This window comes from Roseibium sp. FZY0029, from assembly GCF_036350355.1.
Taxonomy (GTDB): Bacteria; Pseudomonadota; Alphaproteobacteria; order Rhizobiales; family Stappiaceae; genus Roseibium.
The window spans coordinates 14,134-40,479 of record NZ_JAZDVZ010000016.1 but is presented as its reverse complement, the minus strand read 5'-3'; the positions used below and the strand labels follow the sequence as shown (position 1 = coordinate 40,479).

Below are 26,346 nucleotides of genomic sequence, written 5' to 3'. Positions count from 1 at the left end.
GAGAGAGGAATGTCCAGTGTACAAAGGAACAGAGAGTTTGCAGGCCCCGACACTGTTTATTATTACAAGGTAGATCCGCGTGAGGAAGACGACATAGACTTGCGCAACAACAGCGCCAGAGGAAGAGTCGGCTTTCGAAGACAGGCCAAAGGCAAAGGCGCGGCACCTGGGGGAGAGACTTATCAAGACGCATGTAAAGCGGCTCGTCCTCTATTTTCCCGGCTATGATTTGCGCCCGGCCCGTCACTGTTTCCCGTTGCTCCGAAAGGAGTTCGACACCTTCCTGAAAATTCGGCAGGTGGATGGAGCCTTGTCCGAGCTGAAGGAAGGTCTCGAGCCTGGCGGCACCACCTCCAGCTGGAACGGGTATGTCGACTGGCCGGAAGCCCACGTCGACACGAGGTTCGTGCAAATTGGCTGGCGGGATGTCATCAAACCCGATTTTCAACGCTCCTGGCTGCGGACGATTGCAGATGCGATCCGGTCTTTCATGATGGTGGCGCGCGCAGGCGGATATCGGGCCGCATTGAGAAGCAACTGGGCGCACGGGGTCTTCTGTCTATATCCGCCAGCAGGTCTTATTCTCTATTTCCTGACCAGCCTGCTGCCACCCATTCTTCTGGCGCCGGTCATTCTGCGCACTGTGGGCGCGGCAGTCCGGCAGGACCATGCGGACGAAATCGCCTGGTCCGTGTTGCTGGGAGGCAGTGCGGCGTGGCTGGTTGCGGTTTATCTGCTCATGACCTGGCTGGAGCCAAAGTCCTACTTCCGGTATCTGGTCAACAGCTGGCACTTCATGGCCCGGCTCGCCAGCAACGATCACCCGGAGATGCTTGCCCGCATCGAGGAAAGCGCCGACATGATCGTTGCCGCCGCCGCCGAAGCGGACGACGACACAGACCTCGTATTCGTGTCTCATAGCTGCGGCACCTTCGTGGCGATCTATATTCTGGCGGCGGTTCTGCGCCGGCAACCGGACATCGTCCGGCGCCCCGGCGGTTTTGCTTTTGTCACGCTGGGTCCGGCTTTCGACTGCCTGGGCGGGTTCGGGCCGGACGGCAGTTTTGGTGAGGCCATGACGGTGGTGGCACGGTCCGGTGTCGACTGGACGGATCTTTACGGCCCGCACGACCCGCTCTGCGGTGGCCGCACCGCACCGGTGGCGCGGTATGCCCGGCCTGCCGGGCCAAGCGAAACTCTCCCGGAGCCCAGACGGTTCAGCGTCTGCATTCCCGACAGGATGACCGCAGACAGGTTTCGCCACCTGCGCTTTCGTTTCTTTGCGCTTCACTTCAATTATTTTTTCGCCTCGGTGCGTCCGGGCCTGTTTGATTTCTATCGCCTGACCCTTGGCCCCAGACGCGCCGTTGACCAGCTCAAGGCCTGGGACAAGGGGCGAACGCAGCGGCCATGCGATCTTCCGATATCTGCCCAAGCCGGCTGACGGTCAGTAAACGCGAACACCATAAACAAGCGTCTGAATTGCGCTGCCGTCTGCAACGCCGCAAGGACGTCGCGCCTTGCGACATCATGCGTTTTGTCTGGTGCACACAGATGTCTGTCACAGACCAGGCCAAGCCTGATCAACCAATATCCGGGACAGGATCGCGCCAGCTACATCCCCATATACAATTACTGATTGAAGGCCGTCAGGCATCATTTTTGATTGAATAGGTTGGCTTTTTGTCGAAAACTTCTGCTCTGCCAACGAAATCCAAAAGCTGACTTTACACGTAGAGCGCGATACGGAAGTCTGCACTGGGGGCATTCATTCTCGATAGGCTCACTTGAGAGGTCCGATGCGGATTCTGAGATTGTTGCTTGCAGGCCTGGTCATCATCACCGCGGGGTTTGTCATTGCGGGCGAACATCTGTCAGGCACAAGTGCAGACGCCGTCATCAATGCCAGGCTTACAACGGTTCGGGCACCAACAGCCGGACGCCTGACGCTGGAACACAGGCTTCTGGGATCTTCCGTTAGCGATGGCGAACAACTCGGGTCGATCAATGATCCCCTTGTCGACAACATCCACCTTTATGAATTGATCCGCCAAAAGGCTTTTGCGAAAGCCGAGGTCGGGCGGCTGACTAACATGGTTGCCGCAATCGAACAGTCCGTGAACGATTTGCAGGCAAGATCGGAACGCTATCAGCGGCAACGAATCCTGCAGCTTGAAGCGGAGCTGCGTGCCTTGACGTTCGAAATTGGCGCCGCCGAAGCCCGGGGGGATGAAGCAGAGGCGGCTTTCAAGCGCTCTAAGCAACTGACCGACCGCGGGCTGGAACCTTCGGCCTCTTTCGAGCGGATCAGGGCGACGCAACGGGTGGCAGCTCAGGACCTGGAAGGGGCGCGCCAGAGGGCTGCCGTCGTTGAAATCGAACTGCAGGCAGCACGGAACGGAACGTTTCTTGGCGATGGGTACAATGACGCCCCTTATTCCGAACAACGCATCTCGGAACTGACACTCGAACAGTCCGAAAAACAGGCCTTGCTCACCGCGGAAAAGGCAAAGGCAGAGGCTTTGGACAATCGCATCAACGTCGAGCGGCTCAGAGTGAACCGGATGACCTCCTCGAAGCTCATTTCGAACGTCAACGGAACCATCTGGGAAGTTCTGGCTGCAAACGGTGAGACAGTTGAACGGGGTGAACCCTTGATGCGCCTCGTGAATTGCTCCTCCGCGATCGTCACTCTAAGCGTTGCGGAATCTGTCTATAACCGTCTCAAGATCGGTGACCTTGCCAAGTTTCGCGTGAGCAACGACCAGAAGGTTCTGGACGGTACGATCACGCGCCTGGCCGGTTCCGGGGCAGAGACGATTTACAGGAACCTTGCGGTCGCGCCAAGCGAGCGGCACCTGCAGCGCTTTGATGTGACGCTTCTTGTGCCCACGATCCGGGAAGACCCGGCACTTGCCTGTGCCATCGGGCGAACAGGCCGGGTTTTCTTTGAGGCCAGACCGCTCGATTTCCTGCGCAACCTCTGGCTCTGACATGTTCCCGGTCGTCTATCTCAGTGACACTATTTCCAGCATCGTGCAGCTCAATCTGGTGCTGGCATTCGGGATGCTTGTGCCTTTGCTGCTCTCCAGGGAGAAGACCTGGCACAGGGCATTGCTCTTTGCAGCCTGTGCCGTGCTGACCGGGCGATATCTTTATTGGCGTGCCGCTTACACGCTTGCGCCGCTGGACCTGACCTTGGACTGTCTGGCTAGCTGGTCGTTCTTCGCCATCGAATGCTCCGCATGCCTGTCGTCGCTCAGTGCGTTTCTCATCCTGTCGAGACATCGCGACCGCAGGCAGGAGGCGAGCAGGCAGCAGGACTGGTGGGAACCGGAACCCGCACCGAAGGTGGCCGTTCTCATTCCCACCTACAACGAAGAGCGGGACATTCTGGAACGGACCATCGTCGGGGCACTTGCCCTCGATTACCCGGATTTCAGCGTTCATGTGCTTGATGACAGCGGGCGCGACTGGCTGAAGAATTACTGTGCTTCGCGAGGCGTTACCTATGTCAGGCGGTCCGAGCACACGGGCGCCAAGGCCGGCAACATGAACCATGCGCTCCGGCAAATGGCTGCGGGAGGTCCGGAGCCCGCCTTCATTGCCGTTCTCGACGCAGACTTCGTGCCGCACAGCAATTTCCTGAAAAGAACGGTCGCTCTCCTGAAGGACGACAAGGTTGGACTGGTTCAGACACCGCAACATTTTTTCAACGCCGATCCGATCCAGCACAATCTCGGCCTCAGCCGGTCCTATCCGGACGAACAGCGCTTTTTCTTCGACTATCTCCAGCCCTCGCGTGATGCCTGGGGCATTGCCTATTGCTGCGGAACCTCCTCCGTCATCCGGTGGAGCGCACTCAAGGAGATCGGCTGGTTTTCGACGGAAAGTGTCACCGAAGACTTCCTTCTGACGCTCTGCCTGAAGGACGCCGGTTACACCTCTGTCTACCTGAACGAAGCCCTTTCCGAAGGCCTCGCGCCAGAAGGGCTCAAGGAATACATCAGCCAGCGCGCCAGATGGTGTCTCGGCATGATGCAGATTGCCCGCAGCAGGCTTGGCCCCTTTTCCCAAAATCGCTTGCACCTTGCAGACCGCTGGAGCGTGATCGACAGCGTTCTCTACTGGACAACGAACTTTCCGTTCCGGATCGCAATCCTCGTCTATCCGCTGCTCTACTGGTACTTCAACATCATGGTCGTCGATGCGACCTTGCAGGAAGTCCTGCGGTATTTCGGCACCTATTACCTCTGGATCCTGATTACCCTGAACTTCGTGTCCGGTGGTCTGGTGGTTCCGGTCGTCAACGACATCAGCCAGTTGCTCGGTGCCGTGCCGATCACCAGAGCAGCCATTACGGGACTGTTCTTTCCGAAGGGGCATCCCTTCTCCGTCACCGCAAAAGGTGGAGACAGAAGCCGTGTGGTCATCCAGTGGCGCTTGATCGCCCTTTTTGGCACCTTCTTCGGGCTGACAGTTGTCGGCTTGCTGCTCGGAATCATCTCCGACTACTTTGCGTATAACGACGCGGGTGACGGCAAAATCGTTGTCATGTTCTGGACGTTCTACAACCTGATCGTCCTTGGAGTGACGATGATTGTCTGCGTGGAACTTCCAAGGCGCGAGATCCATTTCCAGGACAAGCCCGAACGGGCAATCCTTCATACGGACAAGGGCAGAACCCGGGTCTGGATAATCGACCTTACGCAAAACTCTGTCAGGATCCGTGGACCGGCCATGCATGACGATGCGCCGGTCAAGATCGAAATAGAGGGCGTCGGCATCGTCAATGCCGTCGTGACACTGCCGAGCGACGACGGTGCCCGCCTGCTGCTGGAACCGAAACCGGAACAGCATGAGGCCTTGCTGCGCCGCTTCTACACAACAGGAGAGGCCCCCGGTGTCACCAAGACCCGTTACCGGGCATTGCTTGGCGACCTGGCCAAAAGACTGTCGGCGTCGCACCGCTGACGGGGCACTCTTTCACGGGTGCAACACGTTCTGCAGTCTTGCAACCGCCGCACTCAGCACGTTCGCTTCGGTCGTTGTCTTCGCCTCGTAGGGGTAGATCTCGTCCCCGCGCATGACGGCTCTGGCGGAGTTTGCCAATCTTCGGAAAGGGCGAACGAAAATCAGGATGAACAAAGTCGTGAGGGCAGCCAGAACGATGCCAAGAGTCACGAAGTAGGCGATGAACACATTCGTGAAATCGCCGATCGGATGCGCACTGTTGTTGACGCGCGCAATCATGCTCCAACCGAATGCAGGCAGATCCGCATAGCCGAGGTCTGGTATCACCGTCGTGAAGTAAGTTGTGCCGTCCGGCCATGTCTCAGCCCTGGTCTGCCGCGCTCCGGTCATTGCAGAGCGGAAGCTCTGCAGCTTGTCGATAGGGTCGGAAAGACCGTCCGTTCTTGCAACAATGCTTCCTGTCCGGTCGATGACATAGACCTCCAGTCCCATGGAATGCGCCGATTCTGCCAGATATTGCTCGACCCACTGATGATTGATGTGGAAGGCCAGCACCCCTTCGACCTCTCCGAACTCGTCAGTCACAGGTGTTGCCATGTCGAGAAAGCGCCGCTGGTCATTTCCGGCAGTCGGTGTGAGATCCGCCTGAAGAACATCCCCGGCGAAATCTCCTCCCAACCCGTTCCGGAACCAGGGGCTGGAAGAAACATCTGTTCCTTCCAGCATGCTGGCCGAGGCGGTCAGGACCGTTCCATCGACCGACGCAAGACCAGCCCAGGAAATTCGTTCCTCACCGGCAACAACCATATCCAAGGCGGTCCTGATGGCCGTCTCCCCCCGTCCGGTCATATCCACGGCAATAACCCGAAGATTGCGCCAATCCTGGTAAAGCTCCCTGGCAAATTCGAGTGCAACCCCCTTGCCCCTGACCGACACCGCTTCGGCAAGTGCCGAATCTCGGCTCTCTTCCAGCCGCTGGCCGACAAACGACCAGGCGGTAAGCACTGCAATCACACCTCCAAGGGCAACAAAACCGCAAACGGCGACCACCAGAGAGGGGTAGCCGCTCCTGGCATGTTTTTCTCTCATCGGTCACTCCTCATCCCAATGAGATGAATCAGACACAGCGAATTGGGGAATTTGGTGACGCTCACCACCACCGATGGTGGGAAACTCGGGGTAGCAGATTGTTTTGGGCCCGATGGTTAGGAGTTTCTTACCATACTGATTAAACTTCGACCCATCATGGAGGCTCGCAAGCTAGGTAGTAATGGCAGCGTCACTGCACATGGATGCATCAGGCAGTCACTCCGCCAATGCCCTCCACCACAAGACGCACAATCTTGCGAATGTCTGCCTCAGGAACCACGCCAGCCTGCAAACCGTTCAGCATGGCTTGTCCATAGACACCCAGTACGATCAGGGCCATGAATTCCGGTCCTTCATCCTTGCGGATCAGCCTCTGGGCCTGGCCGAGAGCCAGGATGTCCCGCACGAGACCCTGAAACGATGGGCGGTCTGACGGTGGCTCGAGGGAAGGTCTTTGAACCGGCACCAGTGCAAGCCGCGCCACTGCGGGGTTGGCCATGCACCAATGGGCACTGTCTATCAGCACCGCTTCGAGCAACGTTACCGCATGCTGCCCTTCGGCTATGCGTTCACGATAGTCTGTGTCCCGGGCTTCCACCCGCGCTATGAGGCTGAGAGCAATGTCTTCCTTCGACCCGAAGAGATTATAGACGGTCTTGCGCGTCAGTCCTGCGCGCTCGGCAATCACATGAACCGTAGCCCCTTCGAACCCAAGTTCGCGAAACGCGATTTCCGCAGCATCGAGGATGAGTGCGCGCGAGCGCTCGGTGCGTTTCAGACTTGTCATTTTTATACTCTAGTGTAATTTTACACTCTTGTAAATAAATGGAGCCATGCCATGCTCAAGGAATTCGGACCGGAAATCTGGATTGCGGAAGGCCCAACAGTGAGAGCCGCTGCCGGATTTCACTATCCCACGCGCATGGCGATCATCCGCCTTTCCAACGAAGGGTTAGTCGTCTGGTCGCCCGTTGCCTTTTCTCCGGAGCTCGGTTCTGCCGTCGATGCGCTCGGCACGGTCCGCTACATCGTTCCGCCGAACAGTCTGCATGACACCTTCCTTGCCGAATGGCAGCAGGCCTATCCCGACGCCGAAATTCTCGCACCACCGGGTCTGCGTAAAAAGCGCCCGGATCTTGTCTTCGCAGGCGAGCTCGCTGGCATCACGGTGCCCGGCTGGCAGGCAGAGATTGATGTCGTGGTGGTTCCAGGGAACCGGATTACCAGCGAAGCCGTATTGTTCCACCGGGCCAGCGGCACGGCTATCTTCGCGGATCTGCTGCAGCAGTTTTCACCCGGCTGGTTCAAGGGATGGCGTGCTCTGGTTGCTCGCCTCGACCTGATGACAAGGCAAACGCCTTCTGTTCCACGGAAATTCCGGCTCGCTTTCACGAACCGGGATGCCGCCCGGTTTGCCGTGCGGCACATTCTGGACTGGCCCTGCAAGAGGGTTCTGATCGCGCACGGCACCCCGGTGTCCGAAAATGGCCAGGCCTTTCTCCGGGATGCCTTCCACTGGCTGATCAAATCGTGACGTTCGGAGACATATGCTTCGCGGCGTTATTCGCCACAAGAACGACGACCGGAGAGCAGATCGACAGTTTCACTTGCGCGTTCCTTTGAAAATTGGCCGACGTAAATTCGACCACTGATTATCGGTTCGAGAATAACTGGTCTGAAAACTTCCTCCCCACAAACCAAGACGATGACAAGAAGATTGCGACTTTCGATGCTAAGTTTCCGAAAAGCATCTCGGTACTCGGCATCCATTCTTATATTCACTTCAATCTCTTGCGACCTGGCAACAGGTTGAACGTTTACTTCCGTAATGTTTTCAGCTCTCAGGCTTAATGTACCGCCTTTGAATGCAACAATTTGAAGAACCGGGGTCGTAGTATTCTCGGCCCATGCATTGGTAAAAAGGCTAAAGAGTGTAAGAAATACGCTTAAAATTCTCATTCACATCAACTCTCATTTTTGCGCTGAGCTGGGTCTAACCCTCTCTAAAACGTCCCGTCATAGGCCCGCCGTTCGATCCGGCAGGCCAGCAGGGTGAAGCCTTCGCGGGTGAGCGCATCTTCGGCCTCGCGGTGCAGCGTCTCCGCATCCTCCACCCACACCCCATGGCCGCCATAGGCCCTGGCGACGGCCGGGAAGTCGGTTTCGCCGAAATCGACCCCCACATTCGGGCGCTGGCTGGAGCGTTGCTTGAGTTCGATCAGCGACAGGCTTGTATCGACCAGAACGCAGATGATGACGGGGATCTTGAGGTCGCGCAGGGTGGAAAGTTCGCCGAGGCACATTTCCAGACCCGCGTCGCCGACAAAGGCGATCACAGGGGACGCCCCTTCGACCACACGGTGGCCCATGGCCAGCGGGACGGCGCAGCCCATGGTGCACAGTGCGGAAGACTGAAGCATCTGTCGCGGCATCGGGCAGCGCCAGATCTGGCTGACGAGAATCCGGTGAGCACCGCTGTCGGCGGTTGCCACCGTATCGGCCGGCAAAGCCGCGCGCAGTGTGTGGAAGACCGTGCCCGGCCCCCAGCCGGCCGCTTCGGGTGCGAAGGCCTTGTCGAGTTCTGCCCGAACGGCGGCGGGTTCTCCCTCCGGCCAGGACGGTTTTGACGGCTGGCGTGCCGCCGCCAGAAGATCCAGCGCCGGCTGCACGGCACTGCGCAGGGTTGACCGCACGCTGTGCATGCCATGGGTGCGCAGCACCGGGGTGATGTCGACCACCGGCGCGTCGGCATCCCACGGATTGCGCCAGTTGATGCGCATCTCGATGGGGTCGTAGCCGAGCAGCAAAATGCAGTCGCTCTTGTTGATCAGCGGCAGCAGCAGCCCGTCGGCCTTGGGTGACAGGCCCGCTCCGCCGAGGGCAAGCGGATTGTTTTCGTCCAGAAGCCCCTTGCCCTTGTAGCTGGTTACAAGGGGGATCTGAAACGCTTCGCAGAAATCGGTGATTGCCGCCGAGGCTGCTTCGTTGACGGCATCGACACCAGCAATTGCAATCGGCCGTTCGGCATTTCTGAAAAGCTCCAGCGCGGTGTCGAGATCCGGTCCGGATACAGGTGCCGTCGAAACGGGAGACGACTGGAACACCCGGGTCCAGGCTTCCTGTGTTTCCCCCTCGGCGACACGGATCGGAACGTCGATATGCACCGGGCCAGGCTGACCGTCGAGCGCGATGGCCAGCGCCTTTTCCATCATTACGTCCAGTGCGCCGAGACGGGCAGAGAAGCTGGCCTTGACGATGGGGCGCAGCAGCTGCTGATGATCGAACACCTGGTGGGTGTAGCTTTCCGCCTCGCCCTGGTCGACACAGCCGGTGAGGAAGATCAGGGGCACCCGGTCCTGCCACGCGTTGGCAACGACGTTGACCGCATTGGCCGCACCCGGTCCGAGCGTCGCCAGAAGCACGCCCGGCGCGCCGTCGGCATGCCAGCCGCCTTCGGCCATGAAGCCGCCAGCGTTCTCGTGTTTCACCAGGACAAAATTCAGCCCGGCCTCGTCCAGCGCCTGCATGAGGGCCAGAACCTCGCCGCCCGGAATGCCGAAGGCGTGACGGCAGCCCGCCGCGTGAAGCTTGCCTGCGATGATATCCGCACCGGTCGTCATTTGCTGCTGTGTCCTTCAGTCGCCGCGTCTGGCGGGGTTGGGCCGAGGTCGAGAACACCTCTGCCGGCAAGATCGGAAAGGGTGGCCGGGCTCAGGCCGAGATGACGGGTCAGAACGTCCGTGGTGTCTGCTCCCACAAGCGGGGGCGCGCAGCGGTAGGCAACCGGCGTCTTTTCCAGATTGATGGGCGAGCCGATCAGATCGACGTCACCGGCAAGCCGATGTGGCAGCGTGATGCGCATTTGCCGGGAAATCACCTGCGGATCGGCGAAGACCTGTTCCAGATCGTTCACCGGACCGCAGGGAACGCCCGCGGCCTCGAGCTCGGTGATCCACTCTGCAGCGGTCTTCTCGATGGTAAGGCGGCGGATTTTCGGGATCAGCTCCGCGCGGTTGCGCACCCGGTCGGCGTTTTTGGCAAAAAGCGGATCATCAGCCAGTTCCGGCGCACCGGCGACCTTGCAGAACTTGCCGAACTGGCTGTCATTGCCGACCGCCAGAATGAAGGACTGGTCACTCGCCGGAAACGTCTCGTAGGGAACGATGGTCGGATGACCATTGCCGAGCCGTCCCGGAACCTTGCCGGAGGTGAGATAGGCAACACCCTGGTTGATCAGCCAGGAGACCTGCGCATCCAGCAGCGAAATGTCGATGGACTGGCCTTCGCCGGTGCTGTTGCGGTGGTTGAGCGCGGCGAGGATGGAGACCGTCGCATACATGCCGCACATGACATCGGCGATGCCGACCCCGCATTTGGTTTCCGTGCCGCCGTCCTCATCCGGAAATCCGGTCAGCGACATGATCCCGCCCATGCCCTGGATCAGGAAATCATAACCGGCCCTCTGTGCGTAGGGACCGGTCTGCCCGAAGCCGGTGATGGAACAATAGATCAGGCGCGGGTTGCGAGCTTTCAGCGTGTCGTAGTCAAGCCCGCGCCGCTTCAGATCGCCGACCTTGAAGTTCTCAACCAGAATGTCGGCCTTTGCCGCCAGATCGGCAATAAGCTGCTGCCCTTCGAGGCTCGCAAGGTCAATTGCGACGGAGGCCTTGTTGCGGTTGGAGGAAAGGTAATAGGCGCTTTCGCCGGTCTCCCTGCCCTCGCCGTCCTTCAGGAAGGGTGGTCCCCAGCCGCGCGTGTCGTCGCCCCGGCCCGGACGCTCGATCTTGATCACCTCTGCACCAAGATCACCCAGGATCTGCGTGCAGGTCGGCCCGGCGAGAATGCGGGAAAGGTCGAGAACAACAAGGCCAGACAAGGCACCGGGTGCGGCAGAGGACAGCTGGGACAAGGCTCACCTTCGAAATGACGTTTTCCGGTAAAGGCCACAGGCCGGTGGGCGCCGTCAACAAGCCAGCGCAAGCCCTCCGAACAAGCCACCTCACTTTCTCGTTAGAAACGGGAAGACGTATGCGCACATTCGCGCGGAGACACGGGCTCGTGCGAACAAGGACACCTGGCTGGACGGAAGAGGAATGGCGAACTCCATTTCCCCACCAACAAGAGAGAAGGCTGGGGCATGTTTGCCTCGCCCTAACTGCGTCATGCCATGGCTTGACCATGGCATTCATGCCGTTCGCCCTCATACAGAACACGGCCTTGCATGATTGTGAGGAACTGGCATGGATTGCCGGATCAAGTCCGGCAATGACACAGGAGAGAGAGGTACAGGAGACTTGTAGCTTGCGCCTTTTTTCTCTTTGAGTGGAGTTGGCAGGCGACGTCCCTGAAAACAAATCTTGCCTACGTCGCCCAGCCCTTCATCTCGGCGAGTTCGTTCCAGGCGCGTTTGATCCAGTTTGCCCTGACGCTGTGGCCGCCGTCGTGGAGGCAGAGTTCCAGGAAACCTTTCTTTGGCTGCCAGGTTTCACAGGTGAGATTGCCGTCGGTGTAGGTCTTTGGCTCGGTATCCGCCAGCCCGTCCTGCCGGCGCCAGACGTCGAAGCTCTTGAAAACATCACCCTGTTTCCACTTGCCTTCGCCAAGCCAGCGCCCTTCCAGCGGCACGACGGTGTCCGAGGTTCCATGAATGTGGAACAGATAGGGCGTCTCCGCCTCGCAGGATTGCGGCAGAGGCTCCCAGAAGGCTCCGGCAATGGGGGCGTATCCGGCAAACAACCCCGAATCCTCGCAGGCCGTATACCAGGTCATGAATCCGCCTTCAGAAAAGCCGGACAGCATCGTGCGGCTGCGGTCGATACCGAAGCGGTCGGAAAGATCCTGAAGGACACTGTCGAAAAAGGCCGGTTCGTCGCGCAGGTCGCGCGGCGACGTCGGGAAAGACCATGTGCCGTTCACGCCCTGCACGGCAACAAAGGCAACTCCCAGGTCATCCGCCATCTGAAGGAAGCTCTGGTTACGGATCTCATTGATCGCCTTGCCTTTATAGCCATGGAGAAAGAAGATCGCGCCCATTGGCTTGTCCGCCGGCTGGTTGGCCGGCAGATGAATGTAATATTCACCGTTTGCCAACTCGCAGGGCTTTTCCTCGCCGCAGCCTGCGGTTCCCGCCGCTTGAGACGGCGCGCTGAACGCACCCAGGGCCAGAACCACGACGCCCGCCAGCAGGCTGAGGCGTCTGGAAAGACCGGTAACTGTCGCCAATGACATGAAGTGCTCCTTGCATGGTAAAACCCACTGCCCCGCTGCGCCGGTAAGGATGCTCTGCAAACGGCATTTGTCCAGCGGCAAGTCTTCACAAATCAGCGAGAAGGGGGCGGTGACCGCACCCGATCAGTCCCACGCGCCTTCGGTCGGAATATTCAGAATCCGGCCGCAATGCTTGCAATGTACCGCGTCCGGGTCGTGACGGTTCAGACCGCAATCGGGACAGGGCAGATTGACCTTGGACGGTCGGAAGATCGTCTGGACCAGGCGCAGAAACAGGGCAACGCCGAAGATCATGATCAACACGGTCATCAATCGGCCGACACTATCGGTCATGGTGATGTCGCCAAAGCCGGTGGTCGTCAGTGTTGTCACCGTGAAATAAAGCGCGTCGAGATAATTGTTGATGTTGTCGTTGCGGTCGTTCTCGACCACGAACACCAGCGCCGTGACGACAAAAATGAAGACGATCAGGTTGATGCCCGACTGGAAGATCTCCTCGTTACGGCGGAACCACTTCGACGCCTGCCGCAGCTCCTTCAACAGGTGATAGGAGCGCATCAGCCGCAGCATCCGCACGACGCGCAGGAAAGCGAAATTATCGAAGAAGGCCGGGGCGACCAATGAGACAATCACCACAAGGTCGGCAAGCGAGGTGAAGCTGACGACATATTTTGCCCGCCGGTTTTCGGCGATCAGGCGGGCAACATAGTCGAGCGCCAGAACCCCGGCGATCGCGTAATCCAGTTCATGATGGATACGGTCCTTGTCGAGCATCGACGAGACGATGAAATAACCGATGGTCACCAGATCGAATACAAGAAGCGAATACCGGAAAGCCCGCGACCTGACCGTGTCGCCGTAATAGAGCTGCCGCAGAACTGTCTGCAAACTCCGCTTCGTGTCTGCCATCGGCTTCCCCTGTTCCTTGCCGGCCTAACCGGCATACGCTTTGTGCGCTAGATAGATCATTCGTGCGGATGACGCACGACGCTGCTGCAAACAAGCTGTTTATTCTCACGTCCGACCGCACTAATGTCCGCGGTTAATCAACCGGGACATCCTGAATTCCACTGAACGCAGGAGGCTCGAAACTTTTCAGAACCAGTCTGCATTCCGGCGTTCCTGCGACCGCCCGCGAATGCCGGCAGGTACAGAGGCCGGAAAGGCCCATCCAGAACGGAAGCGTTACATGTTTGATTTGACGGGACAAGTTGCCCTTGTGACGGGCGCGAGCCGAGGCATCGGAGAAGCTGCCGCGCGGAGCCTTGCGAAATATGGCGCCAAGGTGGTGCTGGCGGCGCGCTCCGGCAAGAATATCGAACGCATTGCCGGCGAGATCCGCGCGGAAGGCTACGACGCGACCGCCGTGGTTTGCGACGTTGCCGATTACGATGACGTGGTCAAGGCGGTGCAGACCGCCGTCGACACCTATGGCAGCCTCGACATCCTGGTCAACAATGCCGGGGTGATCGAACCCATCGCCCGCATCGAGGACAGCGATCCGGCAGAGTGGGGCAAGGTCATCGATATCAACGTGAAGGGCGTCTACTACGGCCTGCATGCGGCGGCCAAACATATGCTGGCCAAGGGCGCCGGCACCGTGGTCAACATCAGCTCGGGTGCTGCGGTCAGCGCGCTGGAAGGCTGGAGCCACTATTGCGCGTCCAAGGCGGCCGCGCTCTCCCTCACCCGCTGTGCCGACAAGGAATTCGGCGACAAGGGCCTGCGCATCGTCGGCCTCAGCCCGGGCACGGTGGCAACGCAGATGCAGGTCGACATCAAGTCTTCCGGACTGAACCCGGTCAGCCAGCTCGACCCTTCGGTGCATATTCCGGCCAGTTGGGTGGGAGAAGCCATCTGCTGGCTGTGCACGCCTGCCGGCGATGCCTATCGCGGCGTGGACTGCTCGCTGCGCGACGAGGATGTGCGCAAGTCTGTCGGCCTGATTTGATTGCTGTCGACGCTCCAGTCTGAGGGCATTTCAACCAGGCGAGGACCTGAATAGGCCAACGAAGCCGCAAAAACAAAAGAGGGCCGCGCTAGCGGCCCTCCCATGAGATCGACGTGACACAAGTCCCGGATCAGATCCCAGCGAAATCTCGCACTACCAGAGGCTGCTCCAGCACCGTTCGATTCCGCCCAGATACTTGGGTCACGCACCGATACTCATTAGACATGGGCACACCTCCTTTCAGTTGTTGAACACACTGATAGTGTGGGGTCGCGAAACCCGTTTCACAAGCCTAAAATCAAGGCGCGATTGCCAATCCGTTACGCAATTCACAGAAGTGTCACCGCGCGGCCACAGCCTTATCGGCGATGGACAGGAACACTTCGTCGAGCTCGCCTGCCAGTTCTTGCAGGGCCGAGCCGCCTTCTTCCATGTATGGCGCGAAGACAAAGCCGGGTGTTTTCCAGGAAAGCGTTGCCGTTCCATCAGCGTTCTCGGTCACATAGAACCGGATCGGCGCCTCGATGCCCGCGGCAACGGAAGCTTCCAGCATCCGGACGGCGTAGTCGTTGCGGTAAACGCCGATGATCCGGTTGCCGGGAATGGTAATCGCTCTGCCCTTGGCACCATCGGACGCGCTGGCCTGAGTTACAGCCAGCATGCCTTCGTCCGTGATCGCGCTTTTCAGATCATCGACCAGTGCCGTGTAGCTTTTTTCCGTGGGCAGGACCTGCCAGCCCTCACGGCCGGACAGTCCGTCCGCTTTCGCCAGTCCGGCGGCCAACAGGCTGGTGACAAAAACCAGGGCAAACAGACGCATCTTCATTCTCCCGCGAGCGATGTTGCAGTGCGGCTCACTCTAGCGGCGTCTGCCTCACGGGCGCCTCACAATGCGGTGTGGCGGGCCAGCCCCTTGCCTCAGTCCATGCCGAGACGCAGGCGCACGCGGGTTCCGGCAAGACTGCCGAGGAAACCGAAGACCAGCCAGAGCCAGCCGTGCAGCGAACCCGATACAAGGCCGCCCAGATAAGCACCGATGTTGCAGCCATAGGCCAGACGGGCGCCATAGCCCATCATCAGACCGCCCGCGATTGCCGTCAGCACGTCGCGGCGGCTCAATCGCCAGACCGGCGCAAAGCGGCCGGCCAGACCTGCGGCGGCCATTGCGCCCAGAATGATGCCGATATCCATGACGGAAGTGGTGTCACGCAGAACCGGGTTTTCCAGCGCGCCGCGCTGCCAGGTCCAGTAAGGCCAACTGTCCACCGGCACACCGGCAGCATGAAGCAGCTTGCCACCCCAGAGCGCAAAGGCAGAGGTGATGCCCCAGGGCCGGCCGATCACCACCAAGGTGGCAATGCCGACGATCGCCAGCATCACCGCTCCCATCATGGGCGACCAGGGGCCGGCGAAAAATGACTTTGTGGGCCTTGCTGCGGCAATCGAGCCGTGAGCGCGCCGCTCGATGACGACGGTCGCAATTGCCAGCAGGCCGAGCACAAATGCAGTCAGAAGAAACGCGCCATGAGGCCCGAACTCCCGAATGAGCGACATTGGCGGAAGTTTGGGCAGACGGCCCCACAGGTGCAGATGCGCGGTGGCCGCCACCGAACCGAGGATGAAGCTTGCCAGGGTGATCATCATGCGGGTGGAGCCGCCCCCGGCGGTAAACAGCGTGCCGGATCCGCAGCCGCCGCCCAGTTGCATGCCGATGCCGAAGAGGAAGGCTCCGAACGCGGCCGCCAGACCGAAGGGAAACACGAAGCCACCCGTCGGCCAGCCCAACGCATGCCCCCAGGCAATCAGGGGAAAGGACACGGCGCTGGTCAGAAGAATGAGCACGAATTGCGCCCTGAGGCCGCCGCCGCGTTTTTCCGTGACGATCCGCCGCCAGGCAGCCGTGAAACCGAAGCTTGCATGATAGAGCGACAGGCCTGCGAGACCGCCGATCAGGGCGGCCACCGCCTGGCGCGGTCCGGCTTCGCCATAAGCGCCCAGGGCGACCATGGCCAGAAGGCCGGCCGCGATGGCGACAACGGCTGCTTGAGATTTCCCGACGGCCAAGGCCATGTATTGCTGCTCCCGCGCAGATCCGACTTTCAAACCCCAATACGAAGACTTGCACTTCCCGCCTTAATTTCGCAACGAAGGTGTCTTTTCTTCACCTACACATTGCCAACACCTTTTTGTGTTTTGCAGTTCAAGTGCTGCCTGCGGATTTTGAATGGGAATATTCAGCCGACCGAAGCTTTGTTGCCGCGGTTGGCGGGACCCGGTTTCAGAGGACCGGAGTGAGAAACAAAAAGGCCTGTTATGCGTCTAACTGATCAATTCGGATATGAGCTTACCCTGTCCGGCAAGGAAGCCCTGACCGCCTGGAACGAGACCGTGAAAGCCTTTCTGGCACATGGCAGGACCACCCCGCAATATCTTGAGACCTGTCTTGGCCTGGAACCGGACTTCGCGCTGGGGCATGCCACCCGGGGGCTTTTCTGCCTGCTGCTTGGCCGCCGCGAGATGACCGCAACGGCACAGGAATGCCTGTCGATTGCCAGGACCTCGGCCCGGAACACACCGGTTACGGCCCGCGAACAGGCTGTCATCGATGCCCTTGGAACCTGGTTGCAGGGGTATCCGACACGCTCCGCAGATCTTCTCGATGCCGTGCTCGTGACGGTTCCGGAAGACACCTTGATCATGAAGCTGGTTCACGCCATCCGCTTCGTTCTGGGTGACGCGACGGGGATGCGGAAGTCGATCGAACGGGTTCATGCGGCCTATGACGAAACGCACCCTGCCTACGGCTACCTGCTTGGCTGCCGCGCGTTTTCGCTGGAAGAGACCGGCGATTACCGCCTGGCGGAGACTGCCGGCCGCAGAGGGCTGGAGTTTGCCCGCGACGATGCCTGGGGCCTTCACGCCGTGGCCCATGTGCATGACATGACCGGCCGCTCCGAAGAAGGCGCGGCCTGGCTGGAATCCCAGCCGGAAGGCTGGGCTCATTGCAACAACTTCGGCTATCACGTGTGGTGGCATCTGGCGCTGATGTATCTGGACCGTGGCCAGGCCGACAAGGCGCTGGCGCTCTATGACAACGATGTCCGGAAGGACAAGACAGACGATTACCGCGACATTTCCAACGCGGCCTCTCTGCTTGTCCGCCTGGAGATTGAAGGCATCGACACCGGTGCGCGGTGGGACGAACTGGCGCTTTTGTCCGACAAGCGCGCCGAAGACGGCAGCAACGTCTTTGCCGACCTGCATTACCTTCTGGCCCTGTTGAACGGAGGCCGCCGCATGGGGGCCGAGCGGCTGCTGACCGGTCTGAAGGAACGCGCGAAAAGCGAAACGGATATTGGCCGTATCACCGCGGAAGCCGGACTGCCGACAGGCCTCGGCCTGGAACAATACCGAAAGGGCAATTACGCCTCCGCCTTCGCGCTGCTGGACTCGGCAAGAGACAATCTATACATGGTCGGCGGCTCGCACGCCCAGCGCGATGTTTTCGAGCGAATCACGATCGATGCAGCCCTGCGGGCAGGCATGCCTGAGGATGCGGAACGGCTGCTCAACAGCCGAACGCGCAAACGCGGTGCGCTGGATCGATTTGCCGAACAACGCCTTGAACTATGCGATAAAATGCACCGCGCCCACCGAGTGATGGAAGACCAAAAACTCAGGGCTACCGGCTCGGTATGATCCCCTGCCGGCACTCGATTGACCAATTATCTCTGGACCCATCGTGAACGCTCACACACAAACGAAACGACCACGCGATCCGCGGCTCGATTTTTTCCGCGGCCTTGGAATGTTCATTATCTACGTTGCCCATCTACCCTGGAACTGGTGGACGCTCTGGATCCCCGCCCGGTTCGGTTTTTCCGATGCAACGGAAATCTTCGTCTTCTGCTCCGGCATGGCGTCCGCGCTCGCCTTCGGCAAGATCTTCGATATTCACGGCTGGGGGATGGGGGCAGCCCGGATCCTGCATCGCATGTGGCAGGTTTACTGGGCGCACATCGGCCAGTTCCTGGTCATTGCCGTCGGCCTCGTCATGCTGCAGAACAGCGGCTATCTGACCGAGTGCTGCAATCTGACGGAAAACTATGTCGCCTCGCTCAATCTCCAGCATCTTTACGACAAGACCGAGGTCGCCCTGCCCGGACTGCTGACGATGACCTGGGTGCCGAATTATTTCGACATTCTGCCGATGTATGTGGTGATCCTTTCACTGATCCCGATGATCATGCTGGTTGCCCGCTATTCGATTCCGGGTGCTTTCGCACTGTCGGTCGGCTTGTGGCTGGCTGCCCAGTTCGATCTTCTGAGCCTGCCGGCCGAACCCTGGTCCGACCGGGAGTGGTTCTTCAATCCCTTCGCCTGGCAAATGCTGTTCTTCACCGGCTTTGCCTTCATGCGCGGCTGGATTCCAGCGCCACCGGTCAGCAAGCCCTTGATGGTGCTGTGCGCGGTTGTTCTGATCGTCACCGTTCCCTTCGCCTACTTCCGTGCCTATCAGGAAACACACCTGAACCTGGTCTGGGCCCGTGAAATCCGCGAAATGATCACACCGCTCTGGATCAAGACGGAATTCGGTCTTTTCCGCTATCTGCACTTCCTGGCATTGGCCTATCTGGCCTGGGTCGCCGCGGGCGAACACGGCAGGCGCCTGCTGGGACACGGTGAGATCTGGGGCCGGTTCGTGCGCGTCGTCCAGAAAGTGGGCCAACAGTCGCTGCCGGTGTTCATGGCCAGCCTGGTCATTGCCCAGGCTGCAGGCATCCTGCGCGACATGGTCTGGGGCCGTGGCGACTGGTTGCCGCAGATCCTGTCCAACCTCTTCGGGTTCCTGGCCCTGATTGCCGTTGCCTATGTGGCCGGCTGGTACAAGAGCCAGCCCTGGCGCAAGCCGCCGGCAACTTCTTCCTCCAGCCCTTCCGAGCGGCCGAAGACCCCGCCCGCCGATGGCGGTGAACCGACCGCCAAGGCCAAGGCCGAACCCCGCGAACCTGCCCTAACGTGAGACAGGGCGCGAAGCCTTCCCTGAACCTGAACGCCCGCGGAAGAATACCTTCTGCGGGCGCTTCCGTTTCCAGCGCGCTGTGCATCGTTCAAGCACCCGGGACAACCCCTGGCGGTTCCCTGCCCTCAAAACACAAACACCGGCCAAATGGCCGGTGTCGTAACGGTTGTTCGGATTATGCGGTTGGCGTCAGTGCAGGGACGCCATTTCCAGATCCGCTTCAAAGGCATTGGCAACGGCTGCTTCTCGGCTGTCCGCCAGCAGGATCGGCGTACCGTCCGCATTGAGGAGCGCGTAAAGCGTCATGTTGTCGTGCAGCGGCGGGACATCGGGAAACATTTCCTTCAGATCCCGGGCCTTGATCTGTTTGATGTAGGCAACATCTCCGGTGCCCAGTTCGGTCAACTCATCAACCGACATGAACTCGGAAAAGAGCGTGCGGTCTGCCCAGGAGGGGCTATTGGGGTTTTGCATCAGTCATTCTCCATATGTTGGCCGGCGAGCGTTCATTCGCCGCTGGAGATTTCTATTTTTCTGATGACACGCTCCGGTTCCGGACGTGCCAGGTCGATGGACAGAAGACCATCTTTCAGGTCGGCTCCGAGGATCTCGATCCCCTCGGCCAGGACAAAGGCCCGCTGAAACTGACGGGCGGCAATGCCGCGATGCAGATACTGCCGGGTCTTGTCGTCGACCTGACGACCCCGGATGACCAGCTGACTCTCTTCTACCGAGACCTCAAGCTGCTCTCTTGTGAACCCTGCCACCGCAAGGGTAATCCGGATGACATCGCCCTGATCTTCCGTTTTGGGAAGTCTCTCGATGTTATACGGCGGATAACCGTCGTTGGCGGCCTTGGAGACTCGATCGAGCACGCGCTCGATATCGTCAAACCCGAGCATGAACGGGCTAGAAAACGCTGACATGCGTGACATCCTCAAAGTCCTTGTTGAAGCGACCTTGCGCCCGGACCCTTTCAAGGCATCCGGACCGGAACCAACAGGTTCCTTTCACGATTAAATATGGAGCTTCGTTAAAATTGATTCAAGGAGCCAGACTTTCACGCGATTTTTGCTTTGGCTTCTCTGTGAATTATTCAACAGAATGAAGACAAAATAGGGTTCTGTTTCAAGAACTTCGTCAGAGCAGACACTGCCTGGCGAACTGTTGGTTCATGGCGCTCGTCCTGATGCATTACAAGCCACCGCTCGGTCTCCATGCTCTCGAAGGGGCCGCCAATGCGCATAAGATCGGGAAAGGCATCGCCAACAAAGGTCGGCAAAAGCATGCGCGCATTGCCTTTTCGAACCAGTGACAAGGCAAGCGAAGCCTTGTTGACGGTGATCACCGCTTCAGCGCCATGGTTTTCCTTCAGCCAGAGACCGGTCGGTGAATGGGCATCGTCTTCCACGAGCCCGATCCAGCCAGGCTCCGTGTCTTTCGGAACACTCGCGGCCTGATAGGCGGCGTATTGCACCCTTCCCACCTTCTGCCCGGCCAACCAGGCCTGTTTCGGCCGGCTGTTGCGAATGCCGATATCGATCTGCCGGCGGGCAATATCCCGTTTCCTGAGATCGGCGAGAATTTCCGGCGTCCATCCGGCGTCAGGCGTCCAGAAGGACGACAGGTTGTCGATGAGAAGCCGCGCTGTCCAGTCGCCGGCGGAAATCCGGATCCGCCTGCGCAGTCCCTCTCCCTCTTTCCAGGCTTCGATGCTGCGGGCCGTCTGATCCATGTCTTCCAGGTACCGCAGAAGATCATGTGCTGCGGCGGTGAGCTGATAGCCTCGCGCTTCGCGCTCCACCAGGCGGACATCGAGGCTCTTTTCCAGAGCGGCAACCCGGCGGCCGAGTGTTGCGGAACTGACACCTGTCTTGTCCGCCGCGCCGGCAAGACCGCCGGCTTTGGCAACAGCCAGAAACAGCCGAAGATCTTCCCAATCGATATTTCGTTTCATTTTTGAAATCTCGTTTTCAATTAGAAAACATGGGAATAGGCACCTCTCATGAGACTATCTGCAAATACCCTTTCAACAAAATCAAAATTGAAGGGAGCCGCAGATGCTCATTCCCTATTCGATGCCTTTGCAAAGGAAATGCGGCGAGACCCGCTTGCCAAGCTGGAACGATCCCGTCAGATCGCTCTATCCGCATCATGCGGAATTCTGGCCGCAGGAGATGCCGGAGCATGTCCGGCTGCTTGACCTCAGCAGAAGGCTGGCGCGTAAACGACGAAAGCTTCTCCTGCTGAAACTTTTGAAAATGTGCCTCGGCCGTCCGCCCAGAGAGAAAAAGCCCCGGCGCTTCTCCAAGACCTCTTGCGAAATGACATCTGGCGGGCGCGCGGCAGACCGCGGCTCGTCCGCCCCAGACGGCAGCACCCTGTTTCCTGAAACGCCGACCGCGTGACAAGGGTCAGCTTCAGCTGGGTTCAGATGACTGCCATGGGAGGTCTCGAACACCGGCTTGGCGGGCTCGAACGTGATGCTTTGGCGCGGCTCGGACTTCAAAGAGCGCCGGAGGGGGCTCTGAGACACGTTTTTTTCATCACCGTGCAGCTTGCGCGATCTGGCCGGAAAAGCCACTCTGCCGCTCCTGCCGACGGACCTGTTTCCGATCACAAGATTTAACGAGCCCACCGATGACCCGCGACGAGTTTGACGCCTTCTGCAAAACGCTTCCGGCAACCACCCATGTGATCCAATGGGGCAATGCGTCGGTCTGGAAGGTCGGAGGCAAGATCTTCGCCATCTGCTCGGGCTGGGGCGAAGGTGATTTTCCGCGGTTCAGTTTCAAGTGCTCCGATATTTCGTATTCCCTGCTCACCCAGCAGGAAGGGATGATCCCCGCGCCCTATCTTGCCCGCGCAAAATGGGTTCAGATGGAAGAGGAAGGCGCGCTTTCCGACGAAGACCTGAAGGCCTATATCGAGACCGCCCACAAGATCATTGCGGCCAAGCTGACCCGGAAGCAGCAGAAGGAGCTGGGTCTTGCCGGGTGAGATGGCCGGCAAATGGCGGTCGCTTGGTCTGTTGATGCTTGCCGAGATCGCTGCCATGAGCCTGTGGTTCATGTCTGCTGCGATCCTGCCTGATCTGACCCGTGAATTCGCCATATCCGATTTCGCCCAGGCTGCGCTTTCCAGTGCCGTCCAGATCGGCTTTGTGTTCGGCGCTGTCACCTCGGCCTTGCTGGGCCTCGCTGACCGGATCGACCCTCGCCGGTTCTTCGCATTCACTGCGATCACCGCCGCACTGTTCAACGCCAGCCTGCTGGTGGTCGAGCCGGGTAGCCTCGCCTCTATCCTTGCGCGGTTTGCCACCGGTGTTCTGCTGGCCGGCGTCTATCCGGTCGGCATGAAGATCGCTGTCGGCTGGGGCCAGAAGGATCGTGGGTTCCTGGTCGGCACGCTTGTCGGCGCGCTCACTTTCGGCTCTGCCGCACCGCATCTCCTGGCTCTTTTCGGCGGTACCGACTGGCGCTGGAGCCTGAGTATTGCCTCGCTTGCCTCTGCCGCAGGCGGCGTGCTGTGCCTTTTTGCCGGGCTCGGGCCGTTCCACGCCAAAGCCCCCCGCATGAAGATGAAGGCCATCTTCACCGCCTGGACAAACCCGAAGATCCGCTATGCCTATGCAGGCTATCTCGGCCACATGTGGGAGCTTTATGCCATGTGGGCGTGGATCGGCGTTGCTCTTGCCGTTTCGTTCTCCGCCCATATGCCATCAGAGACCGCAATCCCGTTGTCCCGCCTGATCGCCTTCCTGACCATTGCGGCCGGAGGTGCTGCCTGCGTCGTTGCAGGCATCATGGCCGACCGCGTCGGCAAGGCGAATATCGCTATTGCGGCCATGGTCGTCAGCGGTACTGCCGCGCTTGCCTCGGCCCTCACCTTCGGCGGGCCTGTCTGGCTAACAATCCTGTGCGTCCTCGTCTGGGGCGCCGCCATCCTGCCGGACTCAGCCCAGTTCTCGGCCCTTGTCGCCGACTACGCCCCGCCCGATCAGGCCGGCAGCCTGATGAGCCTTCAAACCGCCCTCGGCTTCGCGCTGACCTTCTTTACGGTCCAACTGACGCCGCTTGGCGCAGAACTGATCGGCTGGCCCGGTGTGTTTGCTGTGATGGCCCTTGGCCCGGCATTCGGGATTATGGGGATGCTCAGGCTCAAACGGCTTTGATAAGGCAAGATCAGTGAGCGACAGAGACTTCAAGATTGCGGCAATTGCGTTAGCGGTGGGTTGGCCAGCATACTTTTTATTGCTGATGGCTGAAGCAAAATCGAGGAGTGCCGATAAGGTTTTTTGGGCCCTAGCATCTCTTACAATCATTTTGTTCGGACAGCTCATCAACAGAAAAAGAAAGCAGGAGGACCCATCATTCTTCAACGAATTTGTAATTTGTTTCGTCGGATGGACTTCTTACTACTTAGTGACACAACTGAATAGCAAGTTAATATTTTTAAATCACTTATTTTACGGACTTTTTCTTTTCTCGATGTACACAGCCGTTCTTGCTCTGGCTATTTGGATGCGAAAAATCGAAAATAAGGACAAACTATATTAGGACTGCACATTTCCTCAGAAGACTTATTCTTTTTCCATTATCAGCTCGAACTCCGAAAATCCGAAATCCTTACCGTTGATCCTGAGGCTGACCGCCTGCGTGCCACCGTAGTAGACACGTGTGGTGATCGGCCGGATGGCGTGGCTGCGGGAAAGGGTCAGCCGCTCGCCCGGGTCCAGTGTCATCTTGGTCCATTTGAACACCTTGGGCGCCAGCGTGCCGTTGGCCTTCCTGAAATGGATCAGATAATCGATCACCAGATCCTGCGGCTTTCGGCCCGTCGAGACCAGCTCGACGTTGAAGCCGACTACGTCTCCATAGGCGATCTCCGGCGTCGTGATCTGCGGGCCTTCGACCCGGATCTCCGGCGGATTGAGCCCGAAGGCGTCCAGCGTTGCCGTGTGGCCCTGTTTGATCAGCGACCGGCAGGCATGGCGCACGAGTTTTTCACGGGGTTTGTCCGCATCCTTCAGCCAGCTTTTGGCGATCCCGGCGACCAGATCAGGATGGTCCTTGGCAATGTCGTTGAGATGATTGGCAACGGACCGGCGGACATAATCTTCCGGGTCGTCCTTCAGTGCTTCCAGAAGCGGCAGAGTGGGTGTGGGGTCAGCCATCAGGGCCTGAAGCCGCATGCCCCACGGCAAGCGCGGGCGGGTTCCTTCAGAGACCAGACGGCGCACGTGTACGCTTTCGTCCTTCACCCAGGGGGCCATGATGGCGAGCGCCCGTTCCTGATCCTGTGCCAGAAACGGGCGCACGTCGAATTCGGCCGTCGCCCGTTTGGTCATTTCCTTCAAGAGCGCAAACGAAGCATCGAAATCATCCAGGCCGCTGGCCGCGACAAACATGCCAAGCGGCATCATGCCCCAACCGCGGATACCGCGTTCGTCACTGCCCCGGTCGAAGGCGATTTCCGTCATCGGGTGCAGCATGGCCTGCAGGATGGCAAAGCGGGACGACAGATCCCTTGGCAGATGCCGGTCCAGATGCCTTGCGATCAGGCCGGCCCGCTGCTTGAGTTCCAGATCTTCCAGCTCCGACAGGATGTCCGCTTCAAAGCCCAGACGGTCAAAAGTGGCATGATGTTGCGCGACATGGCTGCTGATGCAGCGCACCAGATCCGGTGAAATGTTGTTCTTGAAGGGTTCCAAAGGTTTCTCCCCGACACGGTTGTCGAGGTGTTTGCCAGAGCTTCCGAATGAGTTCCAGACACCTCCTGCCACTCTCCTGACAAGCACCGTCAGGAGGGTTCCACGACCTCATCCTGAGGAAGCACGCCAGCGCTGTCTCAGGATGAGGTGGAAAGGTCGACGCGCTCGCAGGTTGAAGCGCTCTGACCGGGCCGGTTGTCCGACAAACAAAAAGCCACCCCGGCATAACCGGGGTGGCTTGTCCGGGTTCGGCGGCCCTCGTCAAACCGCCTCGCCTGACGTTTGCTGATCAGTCGATCCGCCGTCCGGTTTCGGCGTCGAAATAATGGATGTTTTCCGGCGCCGCGCGCAGATAGAGCTTTTCGTCGGGTTCATGACGGGCATGGCTCGACACGCGAACCAGGATCTCGTCGCCGCCATCGGCAAAGCTGGAATAGAGATAGCTTTCCGCACCGACCGGCTCGAGCACGTTGACGCTCGCTTCCAGATGGATGCCCTCGCCCTCGCCAGGCGCGCTGACCACTTCGAGGTGCTCCGGACGGATACCGATGATGTAGGCATCCCGGCCCTTTGGATTTGGGCCCTTGAGGCCTGTGCCGGTTGCAAGCGCAAGGCCGTTGCCGTCCGCCTTGACCTTCAGGAGGTTCATGGCCGGCGAACCGATGAAGCTGGCCACAAAGGTGGAGGCCGGCTTGTCGTAGACATCAATCGGTGCACCGATCTGCTCGATGTTGCCGCCGTTCAGAACCACGAGCCGATCGGCCAGCGTCATGGCTTCCAGCTGATCGTGGGTGACATAGACGCTGGTGGTGCCGAGCGAGCGCTGCAGGCGTTTGATTTCAACGCGCATCTGCACGCGCAGCTTGGCATCGAGGTTGGACAGCGGCTCGTCGAACAGGAAAGCCGCAGGTTCGCGCACGATGGCACGGCCCATGGCGACGCGCTGGCGCTGGCCGCCGGACAGGGCCCGCGGCTTGCGTTCCAGGTAATCGCCGATTTCCAGAATGCGCGCGGCTTCCTTCACCCGGCGGTCGATCTCGTCCTTGGCCATGCCGCGGTTCTTCAGGCCGTAGGCAAGGTTGTTGTAGACCGTCATATGCGGATAGAGCGCATAGTTCTGGAACACCATCGCGATGTCGCGGTCGGCCGGGTCGACGTTGTTGACCACCCTGTCACCGATGCGGATGTCACCGGTGGTGATTTCCTCAAGGCCTGCCATCATGCGCAGCAGCGTAGACTTGCCGCAGCCGGACGGACCGACCAGGACGATGAATTCACCGTCCGCGATGTCGATGGAAACGCCTTTGACCGCTTCCACGTTGCCGCCATAGACCTTGCGGACCTTGTCGAGAGTTATCGTTGCCATTT

25 protein-coding genes are annotated in these 26,346 nt (G+C 59.5%); 11 read left to right on the top strand and 14 right to left on the bottom strand.

The annotated features are described in order from the left end of the window. Window positions 1-310: 310 nt before the first annotated feature. The 3 genes from V1T76_RS28505 to V1T76_RS28495 all read left to right on the top strand — a co-directional run bounded on the left by V1T76_RS28505 (window position 311) and on the right by V1T76_RS28495 (window position 4,974). A complete protein-coding gene (locus V1T76_RS28505; RefSeq protein WP_330564055.1) occupies window positions 311-1,444 on the top strand; it encodes a hypothetical protein in 1,134 nt (377 codons plus the stop codon). Between the two features lie 355 nt (window positions 1,445-1,799). Next, window positions 1,800-2,993 carry an HlyD family secretion protein gene (locus V1T76_RS28500; RefSeq protein WP_330564054.1) on the top strand — a complete coding sequence of 398 codons (1,194 nt, stop codon included), beginning with the start codon at window positions 1,800-1,802 and terminating at the stop codon, window positions 2,991-2,993. 1 nt (window position 2,994) lies between these two features. Further along, window positions 2,995-4,974: a glycosyltransferase family 2 protein gene (locus V1T76_RS28495; protein ID WP_330564053.1), complete on the top strand. Its 1,980-nt coding sequence runs from the start codon at window positions 2,995-2,997 to the stop codon at window positions 4,972-4,974. A gap of 12 nt (window positions 4,975-4,986) precedes the next feature. On the opposite strand, the gene V1T76_RS28490 is transcribed toward V1T76_RS28495, so the two are convergent. After that, on the bottom strand, window positions 4,987-6,063 hold the full coding sequence (locus V1T76_RS28490; protein ID WP_330564052.1) for a cache domain-containing protein: 1,077 nt from the start codon (window positions 6,061-6,063) through the stop codon (window positions 4,987-4,989). 208 nt (window positions 6,064-6,271) lie between these two features. Then, window positions 6,272-6,850, bottom strand: coding sequence for a TetR/AcrR family transcriptional regulator (locus V1T76_RS28485; RefSeq protein ID WP_330564051.1), 579 nt, complete (start codon window positions 6,848-6,850; stop codon window positions 6,272-6,274). 51 nt (window positions 6,851-6,901) lie between these two features. Here V1T76_RS28485 and V1T76_RS28480 point away from each other — a divergent pair, with 51 nt between their 5' ends. Next, window positions 6,902-7,597: a DUF4336 domain-containing protein gene (locus V1T76_RS28480; protein WP_330564050.1), complete on the top strand. Its 696-nt coding sequence runs from the start codon at window positions 6,902-6,904 to the stop codon at window positions 7,595-7,597. Window positions 7,598-7,623: 26 nt separating this feature from the next. Here V1T76_RS28480 and V1T76_RS28475 read toward each other — a convergent pair whose 3' ends face one another. The 5 genes from V1T76_RS28475 to V1T76_RS28455 form a co-directional block, all read right to left on the bottom strand. Then, complete coding sequence (locus V1T76_RS28475; protein ID WP_330564049.1) at window positions 7,624-8,022, bottom strand: hypothetical protein; 399 nt, start codon at window positions 8,020-8,022, stop codon at window positions 7,624-7,626. Between the two features lie 44 nt (window positions 8,023-8,066). Then, window positions 8,067-9,683, bottom strand: a complete 1,617-nt coding sequence (locus V1T76_RS28470) for a thiamine pyrophosphate-binding protein (protein ID WP_330564048.1) — start codon at window positions 9,681-9,683, stop codon at window positions 8,067-8,069. Further along, window positions 9,680-10,972 carry a CaiB/BaiF CoA transferase family protein gene (locus V1T76_RS28465; RefSeq protein ID WP_330564047.1) on the bottom strand — a complete coding sequence of 431 codons (1,293 nt, stop codon included), beginning with the start codon at window positions 10,970-10,972 and terminating at the stop codon, window positions 9,680-9,682. Before V1T76_RS28465 ends, V1T76_RS28470 begins: the two co-directional genes overlap by 4 nt. 452 nt (window positions 10,973-11,424) lie before the next feature. After that, on the bottom strand, window positions 11,425-12,291 hold the full coding sequence (locus V1T76_RS28460) for an alpha/beta hydrolase family esterase (protein ID WP_330564046.1): 867 nt from the start codon (window positions 12,289-12,291) through the stop codon (window positions 11,425-11,427). A 123-nt stretch (window positions 12,292-12,414) separates the two neighbouring features. Beyond that, on the bottom strand, window positions 12,415-13,200 hold the full coding sequence (locus V1T76_RS28455) for an ion transporter (RefSeq protein ID WP_330564045.1): 786 nt from the start codon (window positions 13,198-13,200) through the stop codon (window positions 12,415-12,417). Between the two features lie 280 nt (window positions 13,201-13,480). Between V1T76_RS28455 and V1T76_RS28450 the strand changes: the two genes are divergently transcribed. Continuing rightward, window positions 13,481-14,242: an SDR family NAD(P)-dependent oxidoreductase gene (locus V1T76_RS28450; RefSeq protein ID WP_330564044.1), complete on the top strand. Its 762-nt coding sequence runs from the start codon at window positions 13,481-13,483 to the stop codon at window positions 14,240-14,242. Between the two features lie 340 nt (window positions 14,243-14,582). Here the strand turns inward: V1T76_RS28450 and V1T76_RS28445 are convergent, their stop codons facing one another. Continuing rightward, on the bottom strand, window positions 14,583-15,062 hold the full coding sequence (locus V1T76_RS28445) for a DUF302 domain-containing protein (protein ID WP_330564043.1): 480 nt from the start codon (window positions 15,060-15,062) through the stop codon (window positions 14,583-14,585). A 98-nt stretch (window positions 15,063-15,160) separates the two neighbouring features. Continuing rightward, window positions 15,161-16,312: a YeeE/YedE family protein gene (locus V1T76_RS28440; protein WP_330564042.1), complete on the bottom strand. Its 1,152-nt coding sequence runs from the start codon at window positions 16,310-16,312 to the stop codon at window positions 15,161-15,163. A gap of 243 nt (window positions 16,313-16,555) precedes the next feature. Here V1T76_RS28440 and V1T76_RS28435 point away from each other — a divergent pair, with 243 nt between their 5' ends. Beyond that, on the top strand, window positions 16,556-17,941 hold the full coding sequence (locus tag V1T76_RS28435; RefSeq protein WP_330564041.1) for a tetratricopeptide repeat protein: 1,386 nt from the start codon (window positions 16,556-16,558) through the stop codon (window positions 17,939-17,941). 109 nt (window positions 17,942-18,050) lie between these two features. Next, complete coding sequence (locus V1T76_RS28430) at window positions 18,051-19,265, top strand: OpgC family protein (RefSeq protein ID WP_442970200.1); 1,215 nt, start codon at window positions 18,051-18,053, stop codon at window positions 19,263-19,265. Between the two features lie 189 nt (window positions 19,266-19,454). On the opposite strand, the gene V1T76_RS28425 is transcribed toward V1T76_RS28430, so the two are convergent. From V1T76_RS28425 to V1T76_RS28415, 3 genes are all read right to left on the bottom strand, one after another. Then, window positions 19,455-19,739, bottom strand: a complete 285-nt coding sequence (locus V1T76_RS28425; RefSeq protein WP_157139770.1) for a DUF1150 family protein — start codon at window positions 19,737-19,739, stop codon at window positions 19,455-19,457. Window positions 19,740-19,771: 32 nt separating this feature from the next. Beyond that, on the bottom strand, window positions 19,772-20,200 hold the full coding sequence (locus V1T76_RS28420) for an Hsp20 family protein (protein WP_006934007.1): 429 nt from the start codon (window positions 20,198-20,200) through the stop codon (window positions 19,772-19,774). A 161-nt stretch (window positions 20,201-20,361) separates the two neighbouring features. Next, window positions 20,362-21,222: a LysR family transcriptional regulator gene (locus tag V1T76_RS28415; protein WP_330564039.1), complete on the bottom strand. Its 861-nt coding sequence runs from the start codon at window positions 21,220-21,222 to the stop codon at window positions 20,362-20,364. A 103-nt stretch (window positions 21,223-21,325) separates the two neighbouring features. Between V1T76_RS28415 and V1T76_RS28410 the strand changes: the two genes are divergently transcribed. From V1T76_RS28410 to V1T76_RS28395, 4 genes are all read left to right on the top strand, one after another. Continuing rightward, complete coding sequence (locus tag V1T76_RS28410; protein ID WP_330564038.1) at window positions 21,326-21,673, top strand: hypothetical protein; 348 nt, start codon at window positions 21,326-21,328, stop codon at window positions 21,671-21,673. 232 nt (window positions 21,674-21,905) lie between these two features. After that, the gene (locus V1T76_RS28405; RefSeq protein ID WP_330564037.1) at window positions 21,906-22,265 is read left to right on the top strand and encodes an MmcQ/YjbR family DNA-binding protein; all 360 of its coding nucleotides are present in this window, start codon (window positions 21,906-21,908) and stop codon (window positions 22,263-22,265) included. Then, window positions 22,255-23,439 carry an MFS transporter gene (locus tag V1T76_RS28400; RefSeq protein ID WP_330564036.1) on the top strand — a complete coding sequence of 395 codons (1,185 nt, stop codon included), beginning with the start codon at window positions 22,255-22,257 and terminating at the stop codon, window positions 23,437-23,439. The genes V1T76_RS28405 and V1T76_RS28400 overlap by 11 nt, the downstream gene beginning before the upstream one ends. A 13-nt stretch (window positions 23,440-23,452) precedes the next feature. Next, on the top strand, window positions 23,453-23,824 hold the full coding sequence (locus V1T76_RS28395; RefSeq protein ID WP_330564035.1) for a hypothetical protein: 372 nt from the start codon (window positions 23,453-23,455) through the stop codon (window positions 23,822-23,824). A 23-nt stretch (window positions 23,825-23,847) separates the two neighbouring features. On the opposite strand, the gene V1T76_RS28390 is transcribed toward V1T76_RS28395, so the two are convergent. Then, window positions 23,848-24,978 carry a DNA alkylation repair protein gene (locus V1T76_RS28390; RefSeq protein WP_330564034.1) on the bottom strand — a complete coding sequence of 377 codons (1,131 nt, stop codon included), beginning with the start codon at window positions 24,976-24,978 and terminating at the stop codon, window positions 23,848-23,850. Between the two features lie 289 nt (window positions 24,979-25,267). Beyond that, window positions 25,268-26,344, bottom strand: coding sequence for a sn-glycerol-3-phosphate import ATP-binding protein UgpC (locus V1T76_RS28385; protein ID WP_330564033.1), 1,077 nt, complete (start codon window positions 26,342-26,344; stop codon window positions 25,268-25,270). Window positions 26,345-26,346 lie beyond the last annotated feature (2 nt).

Bases quoted from the DNA above. Each gene is read 5' to 3' on its own strand.
- V1T76_RS28385 (WP_330564033.1), bottom strand. From the start codon at position 26,344: ATGGCAACGATAACTCTCGACAAGGTCCGCAAGGTCTATGGCGGCAAC.
- V1T76_RS28410 (WP_330564038.1), top strand. From the start codon at position 21,326: ATGCTCATTCCCTATTCGATGCCTTTGCAAAGGAAATGCGGCGAGACC.
- V1T76_RS28420 (WP_006934007.1), bottom strand. From the start codon at position 20,200: ATGTCACGCATGTCAGCGTTTTCTAGCCCGTTCATGCTCGGGTTTGAC.
- V1T76_RS28455 (WP_330564045.1), bottom strand. From the start codon at position 13,200: ATGGCAGACACGAAGCGGAGTTTGCAGACAGTTCTGCGGCAGCTCTAT.
- V1T76_RS28500 (WP_330564054.1), top strand. From the start codon at position 1,800: ATGCGGATTCTGAGATTGTTGCTTGCAGGCCTGGTCATCATCACCGCG.
- V1T76_RS28425 (WP_157139770.1), bottom strand. From the start codon at position 19,739: ATGCAAAACCCCAATAGCCCCTCCTGGGCAGACCGCACGCTCTTTTCC.
- V1T76_RS28490 (WP_330564052.1), bottom strand. From the start codon at position 6,063: ATGAGAGAAAAACATGCCAGGAGCGGCTACCCCTCTCTGGTGGTCGCC.
- V1T76_RS28430 (WP_442970200.1), top strand. From the start codon at position 18,051: ATGTTCATTATCTACGTTGCCCATCTACCCTGGAACTGGTGGACGCTC.
- V1T76_RS28440 (WP_330564042.1), bottom strand. From the start codon at position 16,312: ATGGCCTTGGCCGTCGGGAAATCTCAAGCAGCCGTTGTCGCCATCGCG.
- V1T76_RS28480 (WP_330564050.1), top strand. From the start codon at position 6,902: ATGCTCAAGGAATTCGGACCGGAAATCTGGATTGCGGAAGGCCCAACA.
- V1T76_RS28435 (WP_330564041.1), top strand. From the start codon at position 16,556: ATGCGTCTAACTGATCAATTCGGATATGAGCTTACCCTGTCCGGCAAG.
- V1T76_RS28460 (WP_330564046.1), bottom strand. From the start codon at position 12,291: ATGTCATTGGCGACAGTTACCGGTCTTTCCAGACGCCTCAGCCTGCTG.
- V1T76_RS28470 (WP_330564048.1), bottom strand. From the start codon at position 9,683: ATGACGACCGGTGCGGATATCATCGCAGGCAAGCTTCACGCGGCGGGC.
- V1T76_RS28445 (WP_330564043.1), bottom strand. From the start codon at position 15,062: ATGCGTCTGTTTGCCCTGGTTTTTGTCACCAGCCTGTTGGCCGCCGGA.
- V1T76_RS28405 (WP_330564037.1), top strand. From the start codon at position 21,906: ATGACCCGCGACGAGTTTGACGCCTTCTGCAAAACGCTTCCGGCAACC.
- V1T76_RS28415 (WP_330564039.1), bottom strand. From the start codon at position 21,222: ATGAAACGAAATATCGATTGGGAAGATCTTCGGCTGTTTCTGGCTGTT.
- V1T76_RS28495 (WP_330564053.1), top strand. From the start codon at position 2,995: ATGTTCCCGGTCGTCTATCTCAGTGACACTATTTCCAGCATCGTGCAG.
- V1T76_RS28485 (WP_330564051.1), bottom strand. From the start codon at position 6,850: ATGACAAGTCTGAAACGCACCGAGCGCTCGCGCGCACTCATCCTCGAT.
- V1T76_RS28475 (WP_330564049.1), bottom strand. From the start codon at position 8,022: ATGAGAATTTTAAGCGTATTTCTTACACTCTTTAGCCTTTTTACCAAT.
- V1T76_RS28450 (WP_330564044.1), top strand. From the start codon at position 13,481: ATGTTTGATTTGACGGGACAAGTTGCCCTTGTGACGGGCGCGAGCCGA.